Origin of the sequence: Nocardioides sp. NPDC057772, assembly GCF_042798075.1 — a bacterium.
Classification (GTDB): Bacteria; Actinomycetota; Actinomycetes; order Propionibacteriales; family Nocardioidaceae; genus Nocardioides.
The window spans coordinates 1-4,509 of record NZ_JBHVKN010000290.1; the positions used below are offsets into that span (position 1 = coordinate 1).

At 67.7% G+C, this 4,509-nt stretch carries 5 protein-coding genes; all 5 read right to left on the reverse strand.

The genetic code is table 11. From position 1 onward, the window contains the following. Nucleotides 1-210 precede the first annotated feature (210 nt). The gene (locus ACFVJS_RS26405) at nt 211-1,143 is read right to left on the reverse strand and encodes a hypothetical protein (RefSeq protein WP_378886532.1); all 933 of its coding nucleotides are present in this window, start codon (nt 1,141-1,143) and stop codon (nt 211-213) included. 116 nt (nt 1,144-1,259) lie between these two features. Continuing rightward, the gene (gene clpX, locus ACFVJS_RS26410) at nt 1,260-2,552 is read right to left on the reverse strand and encodes an ATP-dependent Clp protease ATP-binding subunit ClpX (protein ID WP_378886533.1); all 1,293 of its coding nucleotides are present in this window, start codon (nt 2,550-2,552) and stop codon (nt 1,260-1,262) included. A gap of 100 nt (nt 2,553-2,652) precedes the next feature. Further along, on the reverse strand, nt 2,653-3,258 hold the full coding sequence (locus ACFVJS_RS26415) for an ATP-dependent Clp protease proteolytic subunit (protein WP_165113262.1): 606 nt from the start codon (nt 3,256-3,258) through the stop codon (nt 2,653-2,655). A gap of 4 nt (nt 3,259-3,262) precedes the next feature. Beyond that, complete coding sequence (locus ACFVJS_RS26420) at nt 3,263-3,871, reverse strand: ATP-dependent Clp protease proteolytic subunit (protein WP_165113294.1); 609 nt, start codon at nt 3,869-3,871, stop codon at nt 3,263-3,265. A 143-nt stretch (nt 3,872-4,014) separates the two neighbouring features. Continuing rightward, nucleotides 4,015-4,509 (reverse strand): hypothetical protein (locus tag ACFVJS_RS26425; protein WP_378886534.1); only part of this gene is annotated, 495 nt, incomplete at its 5' end.

Here is a 4,509-nt window from a genome sequence, read left to right on the forward strand (position 1 = left end):
CTCCGACGGGGACTGAGGTTGCGGTTCCTGCCGGACCTGGTCGAGCCGCCACCAGCGGTGCGCGTCGGTGAGCCGGCCGTGCCGCATCCGATGGTCGGACAGGGACCTGGCGGTCCGGGGCCTGCTTCGTCCCTCACTTCGGCCCAGCGCCCGGGGGGACTCGCTCGGCCGGTCACTCCGGCGTGGTGCGGGTCGCCATCGGAGTGATCCCTACTGCACCGACTTCTCGGCGCAAACCTTGTCGTCCTTGCTGCCTTCCTTCGGCTCGTGCTCCGTCTCCGCTGCCTCCGTCGTCTCGGCCTTGGACGGCTCGTCGTCGGACGGCTCAGCGGAATCGGTTGTTGCCTCGGGGTCGGCTGCGGGCGACGACCCTACCGGGGTCTTCGACTCAGTGCACGCCTTACCGCACTCCGGCGTGGCCTCCGGCTCTGGAGCCTCGCTCGCACCGGGCAGCGGCTTCACGTCCTCGGCGATCGCGGCGGTGAGCTCACAGGCGTCCTCGGCGATCCGCTCGACGTCGGACTCGTCCTTCTCGGACTCCTTCGCAGGCTCCGTGCCCTCCTCGGTCTTCCCGTCGGGGTCCCTGTCCTTCTTGGGCGGCTCGATCGGTAGATCCTCGACGGGCACACCGGCGTCCGCGGCGATCAGCTGACGCAGGAACATCGGCACGGCCTCGTCGACGGGCCGGGCGTCCTCCTCGGCCACGAACGGCCACAGCAGCGGCGCCATGATGCCCGGGATCGGTCCCACGGACGGCACCAGCGTGGGCGGGTTCGCGTCGCCCTCGCCGTCACCGGGGTCGGCCGGCTCGGCCGGCTCGTCGGGGGACGGAGCGTCGGGCTGCTCGGCAGGAGGCGCTGAGGGCGCCTCGTCGGGCTTCTCCTCGGCCGACTCGGCCGGCTCGGCGGGGCCTCCCTGCTCGTGCTCCCCGTCGGCATCCGGCGCCGTGCTGGGGATCGTCGAGACCCCGGAGACGCCGGGGGCCGGCGCCGGCGGGATCACCGTGAAATCGGCCTGTCCTGAGAGCGTACGCGGCACCCTGTGCAACGCGGACACGTCCGGGCTGAGGGTCTGGACGACCACGAGCAGGCCGATGAGCACTACGGCGGCGTAGGCCAACACCGGGCCCCTCTGGAACCTCACGTGCCCACTTCCCTACCGAGTGACGGAGCTGGAAAGGTACAGACGATCATCAGTGCGTATTGTGTCCGACCGTCCGGGCCGATACCGACCCGGACGGCGAAAATGACCCAAACGGGCTAGGCCGACTTCTTCTTGGTTTCCTTCTCGCGCGGCACGAGGGTCGGCATCTCGCCGTCCTCGACCACCTCACGGGTGACGATCACCTTGCCGACGTCGCCGCGGGAGGGCACGTCGTACATCACGTAGAGGAGGACCTCCTCGATGATCGCCCGCAGGCCACGGGCACCGGTGCCGCGCTCGAGGGCCTTGTCGGCGATCGCCGTGACCGCGTCGTCGGTGAACTCGAGGTCGACGCCGTCGAGGTCGAAGAGCTTCTGGTATTGCTTCACCAGGGCGTTGCGCGGCTCGGTCAGGATCTTCACCAGAGCGGTCTGGTCGAGCTTCTCGACGCTCGCGATCAGCGGCAGCCGGCCGATGAACTCGGGGATCAGGCCGAACTTGGTGAGGTCCTCGGGGCGGACCAGCTTGAGGAGGTCCTCGGCCTCCTTCTCGGCCTTGCCGCGGACCTCGGCGGTGAAGCCCAGGGTCTTCTTGCCCACGCGCTGCTCGATGATGTGCTCCAGACCGGCGAAGGCGCCACCCACCACGAAGAGGATGTTGGTGGTGTCGATCTGGATGAACTCCTGGTGCGGGTGCTTGCGGCCACCCTGCGGCGGCACCGAGGCGGTGGTGCCCTCGATGATCTTCAGCAGCGCCTGCTGCACGCCCTCACCGGAGACGTCGCGCGTGATCGAGGGGTTCTCCGCCTTGCGGGCCACCTTGTCGATCTCGTCGATGTAGATGATGCCGGTCTCGGCCTTCTTGACGTCGTAGTCTGCGGCCTGGATCAGCTTGAGGAGGATGTTCTCGACGTCCTCACCGACGTAGCCGGCCTCCGTCAGCGCGGTCGCGTCCGCGATCGCGAACGGGACGTTGAGCATGCGGGCCAGGGTCTGCGCCAGGTAGGTCTTGCCGCATCCGGTCGGGCCGATCACCAAGATGTTGGACTTGGCGACCTCGACCTGCTCCTCCTTGGCGTGCTTGCCGGGGCCCTGCGGGCCGCCGGGCTGCAGACCGGCCTGGACGCGCTTGTAGTGGTTGTAGACCGCCACGGCGAGCGACTTCTTCGCCTGCTCCTGACCGATGACGTAGGAGTTGAGGAAGTCGAAGATCTCCTTCGGCTTGGGGAGGTCGGCGATCTCCACCTCGGAGCCCTCGTTGAGCTCCTCCTCGATGATCTCGTTGCAGAGGTCGATGCACTCGTCGCAGATGTAGACGCCGGGACCCGCGATGAGCTTCTTGACCTGCTTCTGGCTCTTCCCGCAGAAGGAGCACTTCAGCAGGTCACCTCCGTCGCCGATGCGTGCCACGAGTGGCCTTCCTTCCCCGACTTGTGCTGCTAGGTCCGAATAGTTACTGACGGTACCCCGCGCCGCGCCCTGTGTGTGGGATCGGCGCGGGGCCCATTGGTCAAACGAGCTGCGGCGTCTTGAGCGACTCGAGCACCGAGTCGATCAGGCCGTACTCCACCGCCTGGGTGGCGGTCAGGATCTTGTCGCGCTCGATGTCGTGGCTGACCTCGTCCATCGACTTGCCGCTGTGGTCGGCGATCATCTTCTCGAGCAGCTCACGCATCCGCAGGATCTCGTTGGCCTGGATCTCGATGTCGGAGGTCTGGCCGAAGGTGCCCTCGGTGTAGGGCTGGTGGATCAGGATGCGGCTGTTGGGCAGCGCCATCCGCTTGCCCTTGGCACCGGCGCCGAGCAGGATCGCGGCGGCCGAGGCGGCCTGTCCGATGCAGACGGTCTGCACGTCCGGCTTGATGAACTGCATCGTGTCGTAGATCGCGGTGCAGGCCGTGAACGAGCCACCCGGGCTGTTGATGTAGATCGAGATGTCCTGGTCCGGGTTCATCGACTGCAGGCAGAGCAGCTGGGCGATGACCGCGTTGGCGACGTCGTCGCTGATCGGGGTGCCCAGGTAGATGATCCGGTCCTCGAAGAGCTTGGCGTAGGGGTCGATCCGGCGGACGCCGTACGACGTACGCTCCTCCCACTGCGGGATGTAGTAGTTCATGTCCTCAGTCCTTCTTGTGGGCGGGGCGGCCCTCGTCGGAGGCTTCCTTCGCGCTCTTGATGACCTGGTCGACCAGGCCGTAGTCGAGCGCCTCGGAGGCGGTGAACCACCGGTCACGGTCGGCGTCCTTGGTCACCTGGTCGACGCTCTGGCCGGTGTGCTCGCTGATCAGCTCCAGCAGCACCTTCTTGATGTGCAGGGACTGCTGGGCCTGGATCTTGATGTCGGAGGCCGAACCGCCCATACCCGAGGAGGGCTGGTGCATCATGATCCGCGCGTGGGGCAGCGCGTAGCGCTTGCCCTTCGCGCCGGCACAGAGGAGGAACTGGCCCATCGAGGCGGCCAGCCCCATGCCGACGGTGGCCACGTCGTTGGGGATGTAGTTCATCGTGTCGTAGATGGCCATACCGGCATCCACCGAACCACCGGGCGAGTTGATGTGAAGGAAGATGTCGGCCTCGGGGTCCTCCGCGGAGAGCAGCAGGAGCTGCGCGCAGATCGCGTTCGCGTTCTGGTCGCGGACCTCGGAGCCGAGGAAGACGATGCGCTCCCGCAGCAGTCGGTTGTAGATGTTGTCGTCGAGAAGGCTCAGACCGCCGCCGTTGCCGCCCAGGCTCGGAGAGAGCCCTGGGGCACCGGCGTGAGCGTCAGCCGCGCTGGAGTCGATGTTCACAGGATCGACACTAGCCGCCACATCCAGTTGTTCCACGGCTGGTGTGCCAATGTTCGCCGACGGCGTATTCGCTCGGCCCGGGCTCAGGCCAGCCAGCGCAGCAGCGCGTCGTGCACGGCCGGATGGTTCGAGAGCGGCGTCTCGGCGGTCGAGAGCGTGAAGCGCTCCGCCGTCGGGAACAGGTCGCGCACCCGTCGCGACCGCAACGGCGTCTTGTGCCGCCACCACAGCATCTCCCCGAAGAGACGGCCGACCCGGTTGGGTCGCGAGGTCGCCTTGTCGGTCACCAGCAGGTAGTCGACATCAGGTCGCGGCGGGAGCATCGCCTCGTCGGCACCGACGACGGCGATCCCGGCGAGGTGCTCGTCGATCTGCTTGCCGACCCCACCCGAGATCGGGGCGGAGGTGACCGCGTAGGGGGTGGTGCCGAGGGCGATCAGCTCGGAGACGTACGTCGTCCACGGCCGAGCCCCGGAGGTCGCGACCCCGAGCGCGTTGCGGGCGATCAGGCCGCCACCGGCGTAGCCGATCAGGACGATGCGGGGCCTGCCGGGGAGCGCGTCGACGCACTCCTGGAT